The sequence below is a fragment of the Cellulomonas hominis genome, from assembly GCF_014201095.1.
Taxonomy (GTDB): domain Bacteria; phylum Actinomycetota; class Actinomycetes; order Actinomycetales; family Cellulomonadaceae; genus Cellulomonas; species Cellulomonas hominis.
This window is the reverse complement of sequence record NZ_JACHDN010000001.1, coordinates 1,768,956-1,784,558: the sequence shown is the minus strand read 5'-3', so window position 1 is coordinate 1,784,558 and position 15,603 is coordinate 1,768,956. Positions and strand designations below refer to the sequence as shown.

The following is a 15,603-nucleotide window of genomic DNA, read 5'->3' as shown; positions in this document are numbered from 1 at the left end:
CCGGGGCCGGGCGCCCCGGACCGACGCACGACCGGCGGGCCACGACCCGCCACCGACGACCGGACGGAGGACCACGTGCCGCAGGCCCGACCCGGCGACCCCGGACGCCCCGGCGCCCCCGCGGGCCGTCCCGGCAGCACCGTCGCCGGCCGGTACCGGCTCGACGCGCCGCTGGCGACCACGCTGCCCGGCTCCGAGCGGTGGTCCGCCACCGACCAGATCCTCGCCCGCCGCGTCACCGTGACCCTGGTGCAGGGCCCGCGCACCGCCGCCGTCCTCGACGCCGCCCGGCGAGCCGCCCTGGTCGTGGACCCGCGGCTCGCCCGCATCCTCGACGTCGGGTCCGCGGACGGCACCGGCTACGTCGTCACCGAGGCGGTCGAGGGCCGCAGCCTCGCCGCCCTGGCCGCGCGCGCGCCGCTCGGGCCCGACCAGGCCCGCGCCGTCGTCGGCGAGGCCGCCGCCGCGCTCGAGGCTGCTCGACGCCGCGGGGTGCACCACCTCGCGCTCCGCCCCGAGTCCGTCGTGCTCACGTCCGCGAGCCGCGTGGTCGTCGAGGGCCTCGCGGTCGACGGCGAGCTGCTCGGCGCGGGAGGGGGCGGCGCGCACGCCAAGAGCCGCGCGGACACCGTCGGGCTGGTGCGGGTCCTCTACGCCGCGCTGACCGGGCGGTGGCCCGCGGCGTCGAGCGCGCCGGCACCGGCCGTGCCGACCTTCGACGAGTGGTCCGCCGGCCCGGCTCTGGCTCCGGCCGGTGACGCCGCCGACGTGGACCCGGGACTGCCCGCGGCACCGACGCACGACGAGGTGCCACTGCCCCCCGCGGACCTGGTTCCCGGGGTCCCGGCCGACCTCGACACGCTCTGCGTCGTCACCCTCGGCCCGCACGACGACGGGCCGCACAGCCCCGGGGAGCTCGTGCGCGAGCTCGAGCCGTGGCGCGCCGTCCGGTCCGACGAGATCTTCCGCGCCGCGGACGCGGGCCGGTGGCCCGCGCTCCCCGACCAGGCCGGGTCCCGCGACCCGGGCGGCAGCACCACCCCAGCACCTCCGACGGGAAGCAGCCCGATGAGCGACGACCAGCACGGCAGCACGCCGACCGACGAGGGCACCCCGAAGCCCGGGGCCGGGGCCGCGCCCGCCGGAGCGGCCGCGGGCGCCGGAGCGGCCGCGGGCGCGGCGGGTTCCGGAGCGGCAGGTTCCGGCGCGGCGGCCGGCGCGACCGCCGCCGGGACGTCCGCGGCGGCGCAGGGTGCCGCCGCGGGTGCCGCGGGTGCCGCGGCCGGGTCGGTCGCGCGTCAGTCCGTCCGGTCCGCGCTCGGTGCCGTCCGCGGCGCGGGGAGCCGCCGGCCGGGTACGCCGCCCCCGGCCGCCGCCGGACCGGGAGCCTTCCCGCCCGCTGCGCCGACCGCGCCGGTGCGGAGCACCACCCGCCCGACGCCGGTCGCTCCCCCGGCCGCTGCCGCGACGCCGACGCCCGACGCAGCGGCCGACGAGGCTGCGACGAGCGCGGAGGCCGCCGCCGGCGCGTCCACGCCCGCGACCGGCACGACCGAGGCGCCGCCGGCCATCCCGCCCGCGCGCTCGGGGTCGGCGGCCGAGCCCGCCACCGCCACCGCGCCCGGCATGCCGCCGGCCATCCCGCCGGCCGGCCGCGCCGAGAGCGCGCCGACGACGCCGACCCCGGCCGCGCAGGACGCGGAGGCGCAGGACCCCGAGGCCCAGGACCCGAAGACGCGGGACGCGAAGGCACCGGACGCGCCCGCGGACGTGGCTCCGGCCGCCGGGTCCTCCTCCGCCGACGCCGACGCCGAGGGCCGGCAGCCCGCCAAGGCCGCCGACCAGGCCGTCGCCGGGATCACCTCGGTCGGCGCCGCCTCCGCCGGGGCGGCTGCCACGGGAGCCCCGGCCGACGGAACCGCCGGCGCGGCGCCCGCGGCACCGGCCTCGCCGGTCCGGCGCTCGGCGTCCGCGTTCAGCTCCGGGGCCCCGCGCCCCGCCGGTGCCGAGTCCGCCCCGGCACCGGCACCGGCCTGGCCGACGCCGGCACCCGGGTCCAGGCCCGCACCCGCGGCCCGGGCCGACGACGCCGCCCCCACCGCCGCGCTGTTCGGGACGCCGGAGGCCCCGGCCACCTCCGGCGGGAGCTCCGACCCCGGACGTCCCGCGTGGGACCTACCGTTCCCCGCGGAGGAGCCCGCGCCGTCGTTCGGCCAGCGCCGGTTCGACCCCACGCGCTGGGTCATCGGCCTGGTCGCCGTGGCGGTGGTCGTCGGGCTCGTCATCGCGATCGGCAACGTCCTCGCCCCGTTCGGCTCGGGCGGCGACGACTCCGCCGGCACCACCCCGGCGCCCTCCGCCTCGGCGCCGGCGCCCGACCAGTCCGCGCCGGCCGCCGCCGAGGGCGAGCAGGAGCCCGCGCCGCAGACGGCACCGCCCGTGATCGCCGCGGTGAGCTCCATCGACCCGTCCGACGGCGACGGCGAGCACGAGGAGCTGGTCGGCCGGCTGACCGACGGCGACCCGGCGACGTCCTGGTACACCCAAACGTACAACCGCCCGGACTTCGCGGGCTTCAAGGACGCGGTCGGCCTGGTCATCACGCTCCAGGCACCGGCCACGGTCACGTCGGTCACGCTCGACGTCAACGGCTCCGGCGGGAACGTCGAGGTGCGGTCGACGGACGCGGCGAACCCCACCGCCGGGGACGTCCTCGCCTCGGGTCCGCTGTCCGCGCAGACCGTGCTCACGCTGTCCCAGCCCACCGAGACGCAGAGCATCGTGCTGTGGTTCACCGCGCTCGCGCAGACGCCCGACGGCGCGAACAAGATCGAGATCTCCAGCCTCGCGGTCTCCTGACCGCGCGCCGGCCGGCGGCGGCGACCCGGAACAGACGGACCCTAGGATCTGTTCTTCCCGCAGCACCACGCACCCGACCCGAGGAAGCACCGTGACCGAGACCCCCGTCCGCGACATCGTCATCGTCGGCTCCGGCCCCGCGGGGTACACCGCCGCGATCTACGCGGCGCGCGCGGGCCTGGCCCCCTACGTGGTCGCCGGCTCCGTGACCGCCGGCGGCGCGCTCATGAACACCACCGACGTCGAGAACTTCCCGGGCTTCCCCGACGGGATCCTCGGCCCGGACCTCATGGACAACCTGCAGAAGCAGGCCGAGCGCTTCGGCGCCGAGGTGCTGTGGGACGACGTCACCGAGGTGGAGCTCTCCGGCCCGGTCAAGACGGTCGTCACGGGCGGCGGCGAGACGATCCGGGCACGCGCGGTCATCCTCGCGACCGGGTCGGCGTACCGCGAGCTCGGCCTGGCGGACGAGAAGCGGCTCTCCGGCCGGGGTGTGTCCTGGTGCGCGACCTGCGACGGGTTCTTCTTCCGCGACCAGGACATCATCGTGGTCGGCGGCGGCGACTCCGCGGTCGAGGAGGCCACCTTCCTCACGCGGTTCGGCAAGTCCGTGACGATCGTGCACCGCCGCGACGAGCTGCGGGCCTCGAAGATCATGGCCGACCGCGCGAAGGCCGACCCGAAGATCTCGTTCGCCTGGAACTCCGAGGTCGTGGCGATCCACGGCGAGGACAAGGTCACCGGCGTGACGCTACGCGACACCGTGACCGGCGAGACCCGCGAGCACGGCGCGACCGGCGTCTTCGTGGCGATCGGCCACGTCCCGCGCACCGACCTCGTGGCCGGTCAGGTCGACCTGGACGACAACGGCTACATCGTCGTCGAGGGCCGGTCCACCCGGACGAACCTGCCCGGCGTGTTCGCGTGCGGCGACGCCGTGGACCACACCTACCGGCAGGCGATCACGGCGGCCGGCTCCGGCTGCTCCGCGGCCCTGGACGCCCAGCACTACCTGGCGGCTCTCGCGGACGTCGACCCGGCCTCCCCGGACCTCATCCCCGACGCCGTCGAGCGCGCCGACGTCGACGCCGCGGGGGCGGTCGCCGCGCAGGGCTCGGACACGGCCGCCGCCGCTGCTGCTGCCGGGCACTGATCCCGGTGGCGGCCCCGCTCGCGGTGACCGCGGAGACCTTCGAGCAGGAGGTGCTGCGGTCCGAGCTGCCCGTCGTGGTGGACTTCTGGGCGGAGTGGTGCGTCCCCTGCCGGATGATCGCGCCGGTGCTCGAGGAGCTCGCGGACGCGTACGACGGCCGGCTCCGGTTCGTGGCGGTGGACACCGACGCGAACCCGGAGCTGAGCCGGCGGTACGGCATCCTGTCGATCCCGACGCTGTACGTCTTCCACGGCGGCGAGCTCGTCCGGACGCTGGTCGGGGCGCGGGAGAAGCTGGCGTACACCGCGGAGCTGGACGCCACCCTGACGGAGATCGCCGCCGCCTGACGCGGGCCCGAACCCACGGGGACGTCCGGTGGACGTGCGGCGCGCCTGCCGTGGACGCGCGGGGGTTCGGCCGGGGTGGCGTGCGACACTCGGAGGATGACCACCGAACCGCGTCCCGGCGAACCGCTGTCGGGCCCCCTCCCGACTCCGGCCGCCGGCACGCGGCTCGACCGCTGGCTCGGCTCCTACGCCGAGCGCACCCACGGCATGCGCGCCTCCGAGATCCGCGCGCTGTTCGCCGTGGCCAACCGCCCCGAGGTCGTCTCGCTCGCCGGCGGGATGCCGTGCCTCGACGTGCTGCCCCTCGACGTCATCGGCGAGCTGGCGCAGCGCGTCGTCGCCACCCGCGGCACCACGGCGCTGCAGTACGGCTCCGGCCAGGGCGACGAGGGCCTCCGCGAGCAGATCCTCGAGGTCATGCGGCTCGAGGGGATCGACGCGCACCCGGACGACGTCGTCGTGACGACCGGCTCGCAGCAGGCGCTCGACCTCGTCACGCGGCTGTTCATCGACCCGGGCGACGTGGTCGTCGCCGAGGCCCCGTCCTACGTCGGCGCCCTGGGCGTGTTCCGCGCCTACGAGGCGGACGTCGTGCACGTGCCGCTCGACGCCGACGGGCTCATCCCCGAGGCGCTGGAGCAGACGCTCGCCGACCTCGCCCGGCAGGGCCGGCGCGTGAAGTTCCTCTACACGATCCCGAACTTCCACAACCCCGCCGGCGTGACCCTGTCCCTGGAGCGCCGCCCGCGGATCCTCGAGATCGCGGACCGGTACGGCGTCCTCGTCATCGAGGACAACCCGTACGGCCTGCTCGGGTTCGAGGGCGAGCCGCTGCCCGCCATGCGCTCCACGCACGACGACGGCGTCATCTACCTGGGCTCGTTCTCCAAGACGTTCGCCCCGGGGTACCGGGTGGGCTGGGCGGTCGCCCCGCACGCGGTCCGCGAGAAGCTCGTGCTGGCCTCGGAGTCGGCGATCCTCTGCCCGTCCAACGCCTCGCAGCTGGCGATCAGCGGCTACCTCGCGACGTGCGACTGGAAGGGTCAGGTCAAGGCCTTCCGCGAGCTCTACCGCGAGCGCCGGGACGCCATGGTCGGCGCGCTCGCCGAGCACCTGCCCGACGCGACCTGGACCGTCCCCGACGGCGGCTTCTACAGCTGGGTGCGGCTGCCCGACGGGCTCGACGCGAAGGCCATGCTGCCGCGCGCCGTCACCGCCCGTGTCGCCTACGTCCCCGGGACCGCCTTCTACGCCGACGGGCAGGGCGCCGACCACATGAGGCTGTCGTTCTGCTTCCCGACCCCGGAGCGCATCCGCGAGGGCGTCCGGCGTCTGGCCGGCGTCGTCGCGGGCGAGAGCGAGCTCGTGTCGCTGTTCGGCACCGGCGGGCCGCGGCCGGGGGACGACGTGCAGTCGCCCGGGCCCGACCTGGCCTGACCCGTCCGCGGGCGTCGTCCCCGGTGACGACGGCCCGGTAGCGTCGGGGCCGGGGCCGCGGTGCCCCGGCCCATCCCCGTCCGTCCGCGTCGTCCAGGAGGACCCGCCCGTGCTCTCCGCCCCCGCCACCCCGCGCGTCGTCGTCCTCGCCGGCGGCCTGTCCCACGAGCGCGACGTGTCGCTCCGCTCCGGCCGCCGGGTCGCCGAGGCCCTGCGCTCCGCCGGCGTCGAGGTCTGGGTGCACGACGTGGACGCCGACCTGGTCCCGGCCCTCACGGAGTCCCGCCCGGACCTGGTGTGGCCGCTGCTGCACGGGGCGGGCGGCGAGGACGGGTCCGTGCGGGACGTGCTCGAGCTGCTGGACGTGCGGTGCCTCGGCACCGGCCCGCGCGCGAGCCGGGTGGCCTGGAGCAAGCCGATCGCGAAGACCACGGTCACGCGCGCCGGGCTGGCCACCCCGCAGTTCGTGACGCTGCCGCAGAGCCTGTTCCGGGAGCTCGGGGCCGGCCGGGTGATGGACGCGGTCGTGACCAAGCTCGGTCTGCCCCTCGTCGTGAAGCCCTCCCGGGGCGGGTCCGCGCTCGGCGTGACGCTGGTCCGCACCGTCGAGGACCTGCCGCGCGCGATGGTCAACTGCTTCGCGTACGGCGACACGGCGCTGATCGAGCGGGCCGTCGAGGGCACCGAGGTGGCCGTCGGCGTGGTCGAGCTCGACGGCGAGCCCGTCGCCCTGCCCGCGGTCGAGGTGGTCACCGACGGCCCCTACGACTACGACGCGCGGTACAACCCCGGGCGGACCGAGTACTTCGCGCCCGCGCGGCTGTCCGAGGAGCACGCCCGGCGGGCCGCCGAGGTCGCCGTCGCCGCGCACCAGGTGCTCGGCCTGAAGCACCTGTCGCGGACCGACCTCATCATCGACGGCGACGGGCAGCCGTGGTTCCTCGAGGTGAACGTCGCCCCGGGGATGACGGAGACGTCGCTGTTCCCGCAGGCCGCGGAGGCCGGCGGGCACCACCTGCCGACGCTGTACCGCCGGCTCGTGGAGACGGGTCTGCGGGCGCCCTGACACGCCGGTCCCCCGGGGCCGTGGGCTCCCGGGGGGATCGCGCGCGTCAGCCGCGGAGGAGGCCCGGGTCGTCCGGCGCGAGGCTCGCGAGGATGCGGTTGAGGTCCTGCACCGACGCGAACTCGACCGTCAGCTTGCCCCGCTGCTTCCCGAGGTCCACCTTGACGCGGGTCTCGAACCGGTCGGACAGCCGGGTCGCGAGCTCGTCCAGCGCCTCGTTCCGGACGCCCGCCCGCGGCCGGCGCTGCTGACGGCGGCCGCCGCCCTCGCCGCCGAGCGCCACGATCTCCTCGACCGCGCGGACGGACAGCCCCTCGGCCACGATGCGCTGCGCGAGCCGCTCGATCGCCGCGCCGTCGCTCAGGCCGAGCAGCGCGCGTGCGTGCCCTGCCGAGAGGACGCCCGCCGCCACGCGGCGCTGCACCAGCGGGGGCAGGCGGAGCAGGCGGAGGGTGTTCGAGATCTGCGGCCGCGAGCGGTGGATCCGGGTCGCGAGCTCGTCGTGCGTGCAGCCGAAGTCGTCCAGCAGCTGCTGGTACGCCGCGGCCTCCTCCAGGGGGTTGAGCTGCGAGCGGTGCAGGTTCTCGAGGAGCGCGTCCCGGAGCAGGTCGGCGTCCTCGGTCTGCCGGACGATCGCCGGGATCGTGTCCAGACCCGCGGCCTGGGTCGCGCGCCATCGCCGCTCCCCCATGATGAGCTCGTAGCCGTCGTCGACCGGGCGGACGACCACCGGCTGCAGGACGCCGATCTCGCGGATCGAGCCGACGAGCTCGTCGAGGGCGTCCTCGTCGAACACCGATCGCGGCTGGCGCGGGTTCGGCCGGATGGCGGTCACGGGCAGCTCGGCGAAGGCCGCGCCCGGGACCGGCAGGAGCCCGCCGTCGTCCGGTGCGTCGGCGCGTGCGCGTGCCGGGGCTGCCGCGTGGTCGTGCGAGGCGGGTGCGCCGTCGGCCTCGGGGGTCGGAGCGCCCCCGTCGGCACCCGATCCGGCGTTTCCGCTGGTCAGCGCCTCGTCCGAGGCGGATGTGGTGCCGTTCGAGCCGACGTGGCCGTTCGACGCAGGCGCATCCTCCGCTGCCGAGCGCTCGCCCGAGCGGTCAGGGAAGAACACGTCGACGGGGCGGCTGCCCTCGGCGTTGCGGGTCTCCAGACCCGTCGGGATGAGGGCTCCCAGGCCACGCCCGAGACCTCGCCGCTTCTCGCTCACACGTCCTCCTTCTGCGTCGCCGCGGTGGTGCCCCGCTCGGCGAGCTCGCGGGCGGCCTCCAGGTAGGCCAGGGCCCCGCTCGAGCCCGGATCGTACGTCAGGACCGTCTGCCCGTAGGACGGCGCCTCGGAGACCCGCACCGACCGCGGGACCGTCGTCCGGAGCGTCTGCTGCGGGAAGTGCTGGCGGACCTCCTGCGCGACCTGCTGCGCGAGGTTCGTCCGGCCGTCGTACATCGTCAGCAGGATGGTCGACACGTGCAGCCCGGGGTTGAGGTGCGCCTGGATCAGCTCGATCGACTTGAGCAGCTGGCTCAGACCCTCCAGCGCGTAGTACTCGCACTGGATGGGGATCAGCACCTCGTCCGCGACGACGAACGCGTTCACGGTGAGCAGGCCGAGGGACGGCGGGCAGTCGACCAGCACGTAGTCGATGCGCGGCAGACCCTGCTGCCCCCGCTGCTCCAGGTACGCGGCCAGGGCGTTCCGCAGCCGGGTCTCGCGGGCGACCATCGAGACGAGCTCGATCTCGGCACCCGAGAGGTCGATGGTCGCCGGCACGCACCACAGGTTCGGGATGTCGGGGCTCGCGTGCACCGCCGTGCTCATCGGGGCCCCGTTGACGAGCACGTCGTAGACCGAGGTCACGCCGGCGTGGTGGTCGATCCCGAGCGCCGTCGAGGCGTTGCCCTGCGGGTCGTTGTCGATCACGAGGACGTGCAGGCCCGACTGCGCGAGGGCCGCCGCCAGGTTGACCGTGGTCGTCGTCTTGCCGACCCCGCCCTTCTGGTTCGCGACGGTGATCACCCGGGTGCGGTCCGGTCGCGGGAAGACCCTCCCCCGCAGCTCGATGCGCCGCCGCGCGTCCTGACGGAGCTCGGCCATGAGGGGCGTGTCCTCGTCGGCAGGCGGCAGGCTCTCCACCAGGGCGGCGCGGCGCCGCTCCTCGAGCTCGTCCGTACCCCATCGGCTCGGTTCGGTCGTCACCGGCGATGTCCCTTCGTCGAGCGCCGCGTCGCGCGCGACCCGCTCTCGGTTCCACGTGAAACACGCGCGGGCCGCTGGTCGCCCGCTGCCACCTTCTCCACCACCACGACGCTCGTCGGTTCCAGACCATCGAGGGTCGGAGCCACGAGGATCTCCGCCGGACCCCCGCCGAGCCGGCGACCCGCGTCCGCACCCTGCTCGGCCTCCGCCCGCGCGCGTCCGCCCTTGAGGGCGACGAGGCGCCCACCCACCCTGAGCAGCGGCAACGTCCAGCCATAGAGCTTGTCCAGCGCCGCCACCGCGCGGGCTGTCACCGCGTCGCCCACGAGCGAGCCGGCCTGGTCCTCGGCCCGTCCGCGCACGACGCGGACGTTCCCGAGGCTGAGCTCCCCGACCACTTCCGTCAGCCAGTCGGTGCGGCGCTCCATCGGCTCGAGGAGCACCACCTCGGCGTCCGGGCGCATCGCCGCGATCACGACACCCGGCAGACCTGCGCCGCTGCCGACGTCGATGATCCGGCCGGTCTCCGGCAGGAAGGGCACCACCGCGGCGGAGTTCACCAGGTGCCGCTCCCAGAGACGGCCGACCTCGCGCGGTCCGACGAGGCCGCGCAGGACGCCCTGGTCGCGGAGCAGCCCGTGGAAGCCGTCGACCGCCGCCCAGGCCGGGCCGAAGTGCGCCGGCAGGCGCGGATCGCCGTCGAGCGGATCGGCCGTCAGGGCGCGCGCCTCGTCCTCGGGGACGGACGCAGACTCTGACCGCACAGCACTCCCCTGGGGTGTCGGACTCGGGCGGTGGTTCGCGTGCCCGTCCGGGTCGGTCCGGGTGCGCGCGATGACGCTCTACGGTACCCCGGTTGACCGGCGCGATTGCGCATGGTCCCCAGGTGTCGAGGATCGACGTTTCACGTGGAACACGCCCCGTCCTGGCCGGGCCATGCGGCCACTCGCTGGCGGTTGGTCGCGGCCTCCGGGGGACGGCGAAGCGGTGCAGCACCGACCGCGGCTCGTCGCGGCCGCAGGTCAGGGGCACGGGCCGTCCCCCGCCGGGCGGTGTCGCGCACGTGGCGGTCCCCGTCATCCCGGTCGTTCCCCGCGGCGGGGTTCACGGGGACATCGCGCAAGTCGCGTGGGACGGCCGCGGCCGTCACGGCGTGCTGGGCGGACCGGCAGATCCGCCGCTCTACATTGCGTCGCGCGGCCGCGGCCTGGTCCGTCGCGCCGGGCGGCCGCGGCTTGGCCCGTCGCGCCGGCCGTCCGCGGCGGTCCGGCGCGCGCCGCGTCGCCGTGCCGCCGTGCCGCCGTTTCACGTGAAACCGGCGCCCGTGCCGCATGTGACTCGGTCTCGGGTCACCTCCCCGAACGTGCTCATCCCACGACGTGCAGCGGTCCCGTGGACGCCACGCCACCGAGCCCTCCCCCGCGGAACGAGCCGCTCCCACCCGCAAAGCGAGCCGCCCCCACCCCCGCAAAGCGAGCCGCTCCGCCCACGCGAAGCGAGCCCCTCCGACCCCACGCGAAGCGAGCTGCACGCAGCTCGCCAGAAGTGACCTGCTTCTGGCCCATGCGAAGTGACCTGCTCCTACCCCCACGCGTGATGACCTGGCTCCACCCTGGGGGGGCGACTTGCCTCCGCCCCACGAGACGCCCTGCGCACGTCTCGCGAAGCGGTTCGTCGGGTCTGCGCCGAGCGCGCCGGCTGCGCGCTCCGCATGCGCCACCGTGGAACCTGGGCCGGCCGAAGCCCTAGCGGCGCGAGCAGCACCGTTCGCCCGAGACGGGCTCACGCGTGACGCGCCCAGCGGCGCGTAGTCGTCCAGCGTCCCGCACGCGCCCATGTGCAACCCCGCACGCACCTGGCGCCTCGCGTCGGCCCGGCCCGATCGGGCATCTGGTCGCCGACCGTCCGGCAGGCAAATCCTGTTCCACGTGAAACGACGCCTGTGATGGCGCCCCGCTGCGGGGGAGTCCGGCCCGCCCGGTACCCGCGGCTGACCACTTCCCTCCACGGACGCGCCGGTCGACTTAGGGGAAGTCGGCCACGGGGACCATCGACCGCCGCACCCGGAGAAGACGACGGGAGCACGTGGTCGACAGACCACGCCTCGTTGCCCGGGCATGGGCTGTGACCCAGAGGCGGCTCGACGAGCCACCGAAGTGCACCCGAGCAAGCCTGGGAGGCTCGCCCTGAACAACCGGCGCCGATCAGGCCCCGCGCGCGCTGGTCTGGGTTCACCAGGAGGCCCTGAGACGGCGTCCGACCCCAAGGTTCCGGCGCGGTTGGTGGCCCTCCTGCGCTCTCGTTGGCTCCTGACGAACTTCTGAGGGGCGTTCGCCGACGCAGTGGACCGGTGTCGGCCATCGCTCGGTACCCGGCCAGCATCTCTCCCCCGAGCGCCGGCCCCTCGGACTCCGACGAATCCGCAAGCGACGGGGGACTCGGCCGGGCTGCGACCGCGCGCGCGGGCTGAACCGTTCTCGCCGTCGCGGTCTGCGGCGTAGCGCAGCAAACGCGCGCCGACTCGATGTCGCTGTCGCCATCACTCCCGATCAACGCCGAGGCCGACGGTCGCGCCCACGCCCACCACGCGAGAGATAGGAGCGCATCGGGCCATACCGCACGCAGAGGCCACCGCGCGCCTCGCCATCGCAGGCCGCGACGCGCGGCGACGCCGTTTCACGTGGAACACCGCGCTGAAGCCGCGCCGCCTCAGCACGCCAGGAGCGTGTCCCACGCACCGAGGCAAGCGGCACTGAGCGCGACTCGCGCGGCACCAGCTACCTCGGGACGCCAGTCGGCCCGACCACGGCCGTTCGGCTGCCCGCACGCGGAGCGCGCAGGCACAGCAGTCGAGGGTCCACGCCGGGCGTTCGCCGAGTCGATGCCACTGGGGACGACGACCACCCTGCACTGGACGCCCCCGAAGACACTCGGCGCGCACGACCACTCCCGCTCCGGCCGACGGCCCGAGGTCACCGGGCCCCACGGCTGCCCTCTGCTGCCGAGACGACACCGCGCGCCCTCGGGCACGCGCGACCACGCTGGATCCCCGCGACCGGCGCCCGGCTCCGGGAGACTCACGGCCACCCGTCCCCCGACACCGGCGGTGGACCCCCGGGACGCGGTCTCCCAAAAGCGACGACAGCGATACCCGCGGCCACGGCCGCTTCGCTCGACGACACCTCGCATCCCCAGGGAGCACGGCGACGCAGCCCTCCGGAGACGCGCCCTCCCGCCCTTCGCACGATCACCGACCCGCCGCACCGCGTCGACGATCGACGGCGCAGCTCCCGCAGCCAGGCGAACCCGGGACGGTCCCCCTCGCATCGCCTCTGTCCGCGGCGCGCGTGGGCCGCGAACCGCGAACCTGCCGTGGAGAACGCACCGGAGCCGCAGCGCGCGTCGCGCAGGTACGCAGTGCGCGCGGACTGTGCCAACCACCACCACGCCACGCCGAACGATGCGCCCTCCCAGGCGCAGTCCGAGCCGACCGCTTGGAACGTCGGTCGATCCGCGCGCACCCGTCCCACGGGAAACGGAGAACTGGCCCGAGGCGGTCATCATCCGGGCGCCCCACCCCCGTGCTCCCGCAGGCGCTCGACGGCCTCCACCGCGGCCGCCACGAGTTCCCGCCCCCAGCGAGCGGTCGACCTCATCGCGAGATGCCCCACCGACCCCGAGCCCTCGCCGGCGTCAGGCTGGCTGCTTCCCTACGCCCACCGTGATCCCGCCACTCACCCGCGTTCGCCACGACGCTCTGAGAGGCGTCCGCCTCCCCCGACGAGAGGCCGGCCCCTCCCGGGACCGGCCTCTCGTTGGCTCCTGACGAACTCGCCGAACGGTCAGACGGCGGGCTTGATCACCACGTACCGCGCCGGCTCGATGCCCTCCGAGTCGGAGGACAGCCCCGCTGCGGCCACCGCGTCGTGCACGACCTTGCGCTCGAACGGGTTCATCGGCTCGAGCGACACCTCGGTGCCGGACTCCCGCGCCTCGGCGATCGCCCGCTCAGCGACCGTGACGAGCTCGGCCTTCCGAGCAGCGCGGTAGCCGGCGATGTCGAGCATCAGACGGCTGCGGTCACCGGTCTTCGCCTGGACCGCGAGCCGGGTCAGCTCCTGCAGCGCGTCGAGCACCTCGCCGTCCTGGCCGACGAGCCGGCGGAGCGCGTGCTCGGTGCCCTCCTCGGCGACGATCTCGACGGCCGCGCGGCCGTGGTCGACGTCGATGTCGATGTCGCCGTCGAGGTCGGCGATGTCGAGCAGCTCCTCGAGGTAGTCGGCCGCGATCTCGCCCTCCTCCTCGAGGCGGGAGGCGGCGCCGGCCTCGCCGGTCGCGTCGGTCGGTGTGGTCATGTGTGCTCCTCCGTGGAACGTGGCCGCGCCGGGGCGCGAGGTCTCAGTCGTCGGTCTTGCCGGTGCGCGGGGTGGCCTCGGTCGAGCCGCCCGCCGCCCCTGCCGCGCCGCCGGCGCCGCGCTTCTTCTTGCCCGAGCCGCCCGAGCCCGAGCCGCCCGAGCCCGAGCCGGCCGCACCGGCCTGGCCCTTCGCGGCTCCGCCGGCCTGGCCCTTCCCGGACGCCGCCCCGGTCCCGGCCCCGGACGCCGCCCCGGTCCCGGCCCCGGACGCCGCCGAGGGACCGCCCGCGGTCGGTGCCGACGACGCGCTGGACGCGGTCCCGGCCGGCTTCGGCCCACCGGACTTCTTCGCCCGGTCCTTGCGCACCGGCTGCTGCCGCTGGCCGGACACGGGTCGCGCCTCCTCGATCGTGAGGGTGCTGCCGCCCTCCTCGATCGTCACCCCCCGGTGGGCCGCCTTCTTGGCCTTCCGTGCCTGCATCGCGGCCTCGGCCTGCGAGCCCGGGGCCGGCATCTTGCGGATCGTGTAGAACTGCTGACCCATCGACCACAGGTTGGTCGTGGTCCAGTAGATGAGGACACCGATCGGGAAGTTCACGCCGGAGAAGGCGAAGATCAGCGGGAAGACGTACATCAGCATCTTCTGCTGCTGCGCCATCGGGCCCTCGAGGGCGGCCGGCGGCATGTTCTTCATCGTCAGCTGGCGCTGGGTGGTGAACGTCGTGACCGACATCGCGACGACGAGCAGGATCGTGACGATCCGGACGTTCATCGCCGCCGAGCCGAACTGGTCGGCATTCATGAAGGTGGCCGACAGCGGCGCGCCCAGGATGGTGGCGCTCTCCGCCTGCGCGGCGAGGTCCTGCGTCAGCGGCCCGAGGTTCGGCCGCGGGTACTCCCCCGAGGCGAGCAGCGGCAGCGAGTTCAGCACCCGGAACAGGGCGAAGAAGATCGGGGACTGCGCCAGGATCGGCAGGCAGGACGAGAACGGGTTCGTGCCGTGCTTCCGGTAGAGCTCCATCGTCTCGCGGCTCATCGCCTCGCGGGACGCGGGGTCGGTCTTCCCCTTGTACTTCGCCTGGATCTTCTTCATGTCCGGCGCGAGCATCTGCATGCCGCGGGACGCCTTGATCTGCTTGAAGAAGAGCGGGATCAGGAGGATCCGCATGACGATCACGAGGCCGACGATCGACAGGCCCCACGCCGCCCCGCCGGCCGGGTCGAGCCCGAGCCAGTCGAAGAAGGAGTGGAACTGGACCATGATCCAGGCGACCACGACCATGATCGGGTACAGCAGGCCGTCGAACCAGCTCATCGGGGAACTCTCCAGGTGGTCAGTGCGCGGAGGCGACCGCGCCGTGCGGGTGTCGACGGTGCGACCCCGCCGGTGGAACGTCGTCGATGCCGCCCGGGTTCCACGGGTTGCAGCGCAGGATGCGCCAGACCGCCAGCCGCGTGCCCCGGATGACGCCGTGCCGCTCGAGGGCGATGACGGCGTAGGCGGAGCACGACGGGTAGAACCGGCAGGTCGGCGGGGTGAGCGGGGACAGGAACCGCTGGTACCCGCGGATCAGGAGCACGAGCAGGCGGCGCGGCAGCCGGACGACGCCGCGCAGCCCGCGGGCGACCGCGGACCCCGGAGCGCCCGCGGCGCCGCTCATCGCGACCCCCCGGCGACACCGGAGGCGGCGCGCTCGTCCCGGCGGCGTGCCGCCGTGCGCAGGGCGCCGTCGAGGTCCCGGCCGAGCGTGGCGTAGTCGACCTCGGCGGCGGGCGCGAGCGCCCGGACCACGAGGTCCGCGTCGGCCGGCAGGCTGCCCAGGCGGTCGGCCGTGAGGGCTCGCAGCCGGCGCTTCACGAGGTTCCGCGTCACCGCGTTGCCGACACCCTTGGACACGACGAAACCGACCGCCGGACCAGGTCCGGGGTCGGTTCGCGTCACGAGGTGCACCACGAGCGTGTTCCGCCCGGCCCGCGCACCGCCGCGCACGGCCCGCTCGAAGTCGGCGGACCGGCGCATCCGGTGTGCGGCGGGCAGCACCGCGACGGGTGGTGTCAGGCCGACAGCTCGGCGCGACCCTTGCGCCGGCGGGCGGCGAGGATCGCGCGGCCGGCACGGGTCCGCATGCGCAGACGGAAGCCGTGGGTCTTGGCGCGCCGCCGGTTGTTCGGCTGGAAGGTCCGCTTGCTCAC

The 15,603-nt window shown here is 75.2% G+C and carries 13 protein-coding genes; 5 read left to right on the top strand and 8 right to left on the bottom strand.

Translation table 11 applies throughout. The features are described 5' to 3' along the window. The first annotated feature begins 75 nt into the window (after nucleotides 1-75). The 5 genes from HNR08_RS08435 to HNR08_RS08415 all read left to right on the top strand — a co-directional run bounded on the left by HNR08_RS08435 (nucleotide 76) and on the right by HNR08_RS08415 (nucleotide 6,862). Nucleotides 76-2,859, top strand: coding sequence for a protein kinase family protein (locus HNR08_RS08435; protein ID WP_146840012.1), 2,784 nt, complete (start codon nucleotides 76-78; stop codon nucleotides 2,857-2,859). Nucleotides 2,860-2,950: 91 nt separating this feature from the next. Further along, nucleotides 2,951-4,012, top strand: coding sequence for a thioredoxin-disulfide reductase (gene trxB, locus HNR08_RS08430; protein ID WP_146840014.1), 1,062 nt, complete (start codon nucleotides 2,951-2,953; stop codon nucleotides 4,010-4,012). Between the two features lie 5 nt (nucleotides 4,013-4,017). Beyond that, the gene (gene trxA, locus HNR08_RS08425; RefSeq protein WP_146840015.1) at nucleotides 4,018-4,359 is read left to right on the top strand and encodes a thioredoxin; all 342 of its coding nucleotides are present in this window, start codon (nucleotides 4,018-4,020) and stop codon (nucleotides 4,357-4,359) included. Between the two features lie 96 nt (nucleotides 4,360-4,455). After that, complete coding sequence (locus HNR08_RS08420; protein ID WP_146840017.1) at nucleotides 4,456-5,796, top strand: aminotransferase-like domain-containing protein; 1,341 nt, start codon at nucleotides 4,456-4,458, stop codon at nucleotides 5,794-5,796. A gap of 109 nt (nucleotides 5,797-5,905) precedes the next feature. Further along, nucleotides 5,906-6,862 carry a D-alanine--D-alanine ligase family protein gene (locus HNR08_RS08415; protein WP_146840019.1) on the top strand — a complete coding sequence of 319 codons (957 nt, stop codon included), beginning with the start codon at nucleotides 5,906-5,908 and terminating at the stop codon, nucleotides 6,860-6,862. Nucleotides 6,863-6,908: 46 nt separating this feature from the next. Here HNR08_RS08415 and HNR08_RS08410 read toward each other — a convergent pair whose 3' ends face one another. The 8 genes from HNR08_RS08410 to rpmH all read right to left on the bottom strand — a co-directional run bounded on the left by HNR08_RS08410 (nucleotide 6,909) and on the right by rpmH (nucleotide 15,603). Further along, on the bottom strand, nucleotides 6,909-8,069 hold the full coding sequence (locus HNR08_RS08410; RefSeq protein WP_146840022.1) for a ParB/RepB/Spo0J family partition protein: 1,161 nt from the start codon (nucleotides 8,067-8,069) through the stop codon (nucleotides 6,909-6,911). Then, the gene (locus tag HNR08_RS08405) at nucleotides 8,066-9,055 is read right to left on the bottom strand and encodes an AAA family ATPase (RefSeq protein ID WP_276509379.1); all 990 of its coding nucleotides are present in this window, start codon (nucleotides 9,053-9,055) and stop codon (nucleotides 8,066-8,068) included. The genes HNR08_RS08410 and HNR08_RS08405 overlap by 4 nt, the downstream gene beginning before the upstream one ends. Beyond that, on the bottom strand, nucleotides 9,052-9,819 hold the full coding sequence (gene rsmG / locus HNR08_RS08400) for a 16S rRNA (guanine(527)-N(7))-methyltransferase RsmG (RefSeq protein ID WP_146840024.1): 768 nt from the start codon (nucleotides 9,817-9,819) through the stop codon (nucleotides 9,052-9,054). The genes HNR08_RS08405 and rsmG overlap by 4 nt, the downstream gene beginning before the upstream one ends. 3,078 nt (nucleotides 9,820-12,897) lie before the next feature. Then, nucleotides 12,898-13,410 carry a Jag family protein gene (locus tag HNR08_RS08395; RefSeq protein ID WP_146840026.1) on the bottom strand — a complete coding sequence of 171 codons (513 nt, stop codon included), beginning with the start codon at nucleotides 13,408-13,410 and terminating at the stop codon, nucleotides 12,898-12,900. A gap of 43 nt (nucleotides 13,411-13,453) precedes the next feature. Then, entirely contained in the window at nucleotides 13,454-14,725 is a 1,272-nt protein-coding gene (gene yidC, locus HNR08_RS08390; RefSeq protein WP_146840028.1) for a membrane protein insertase YidC, read from the bottom strand. Between the two features lie 19 nt (nucleotides 14,726-14,744). Next, nucleotides 14,745-15,071, bottom strand: a complete 327-nt coding sequence (yidD, locus tag HNR08_RS08385; RefSeq protein ID WP_146840030.1) for a membrane protein insertion efficiency factor YidD — start codon at nucleotides 15,069-15,071, stop codon at nucleotides 14,745-14,747. After that, nucleotides 15,068-15,451: a ribonuclease P protein component gene (gene rnpA / locus HNR08_RS08380; protein ID WP_146840032.1), complete on the bottom strand. Its 384-nt coding sequence runs from the start codon at nucleotides 15,449-15,451 to the stop codon at nucleotides 15,068-15,070. Before rnpA ends, yidD begins: the two co-directional genes overlap by 4 nt. 14 nt (nucleotides 15,452-15,465) lie before the next feature. Further along, nucleotides 15,466-15,603 (bottom strand): 50S ribosomal protein L34, encoded by a 138-nt coding sequence (gene rpmH / locus HNR08_RS08375; protein ID WP_010849920.1) that lies wholly within the window; start codon nucleotides 15,601-15,603, stop codon nucleotides 15,466-15,468.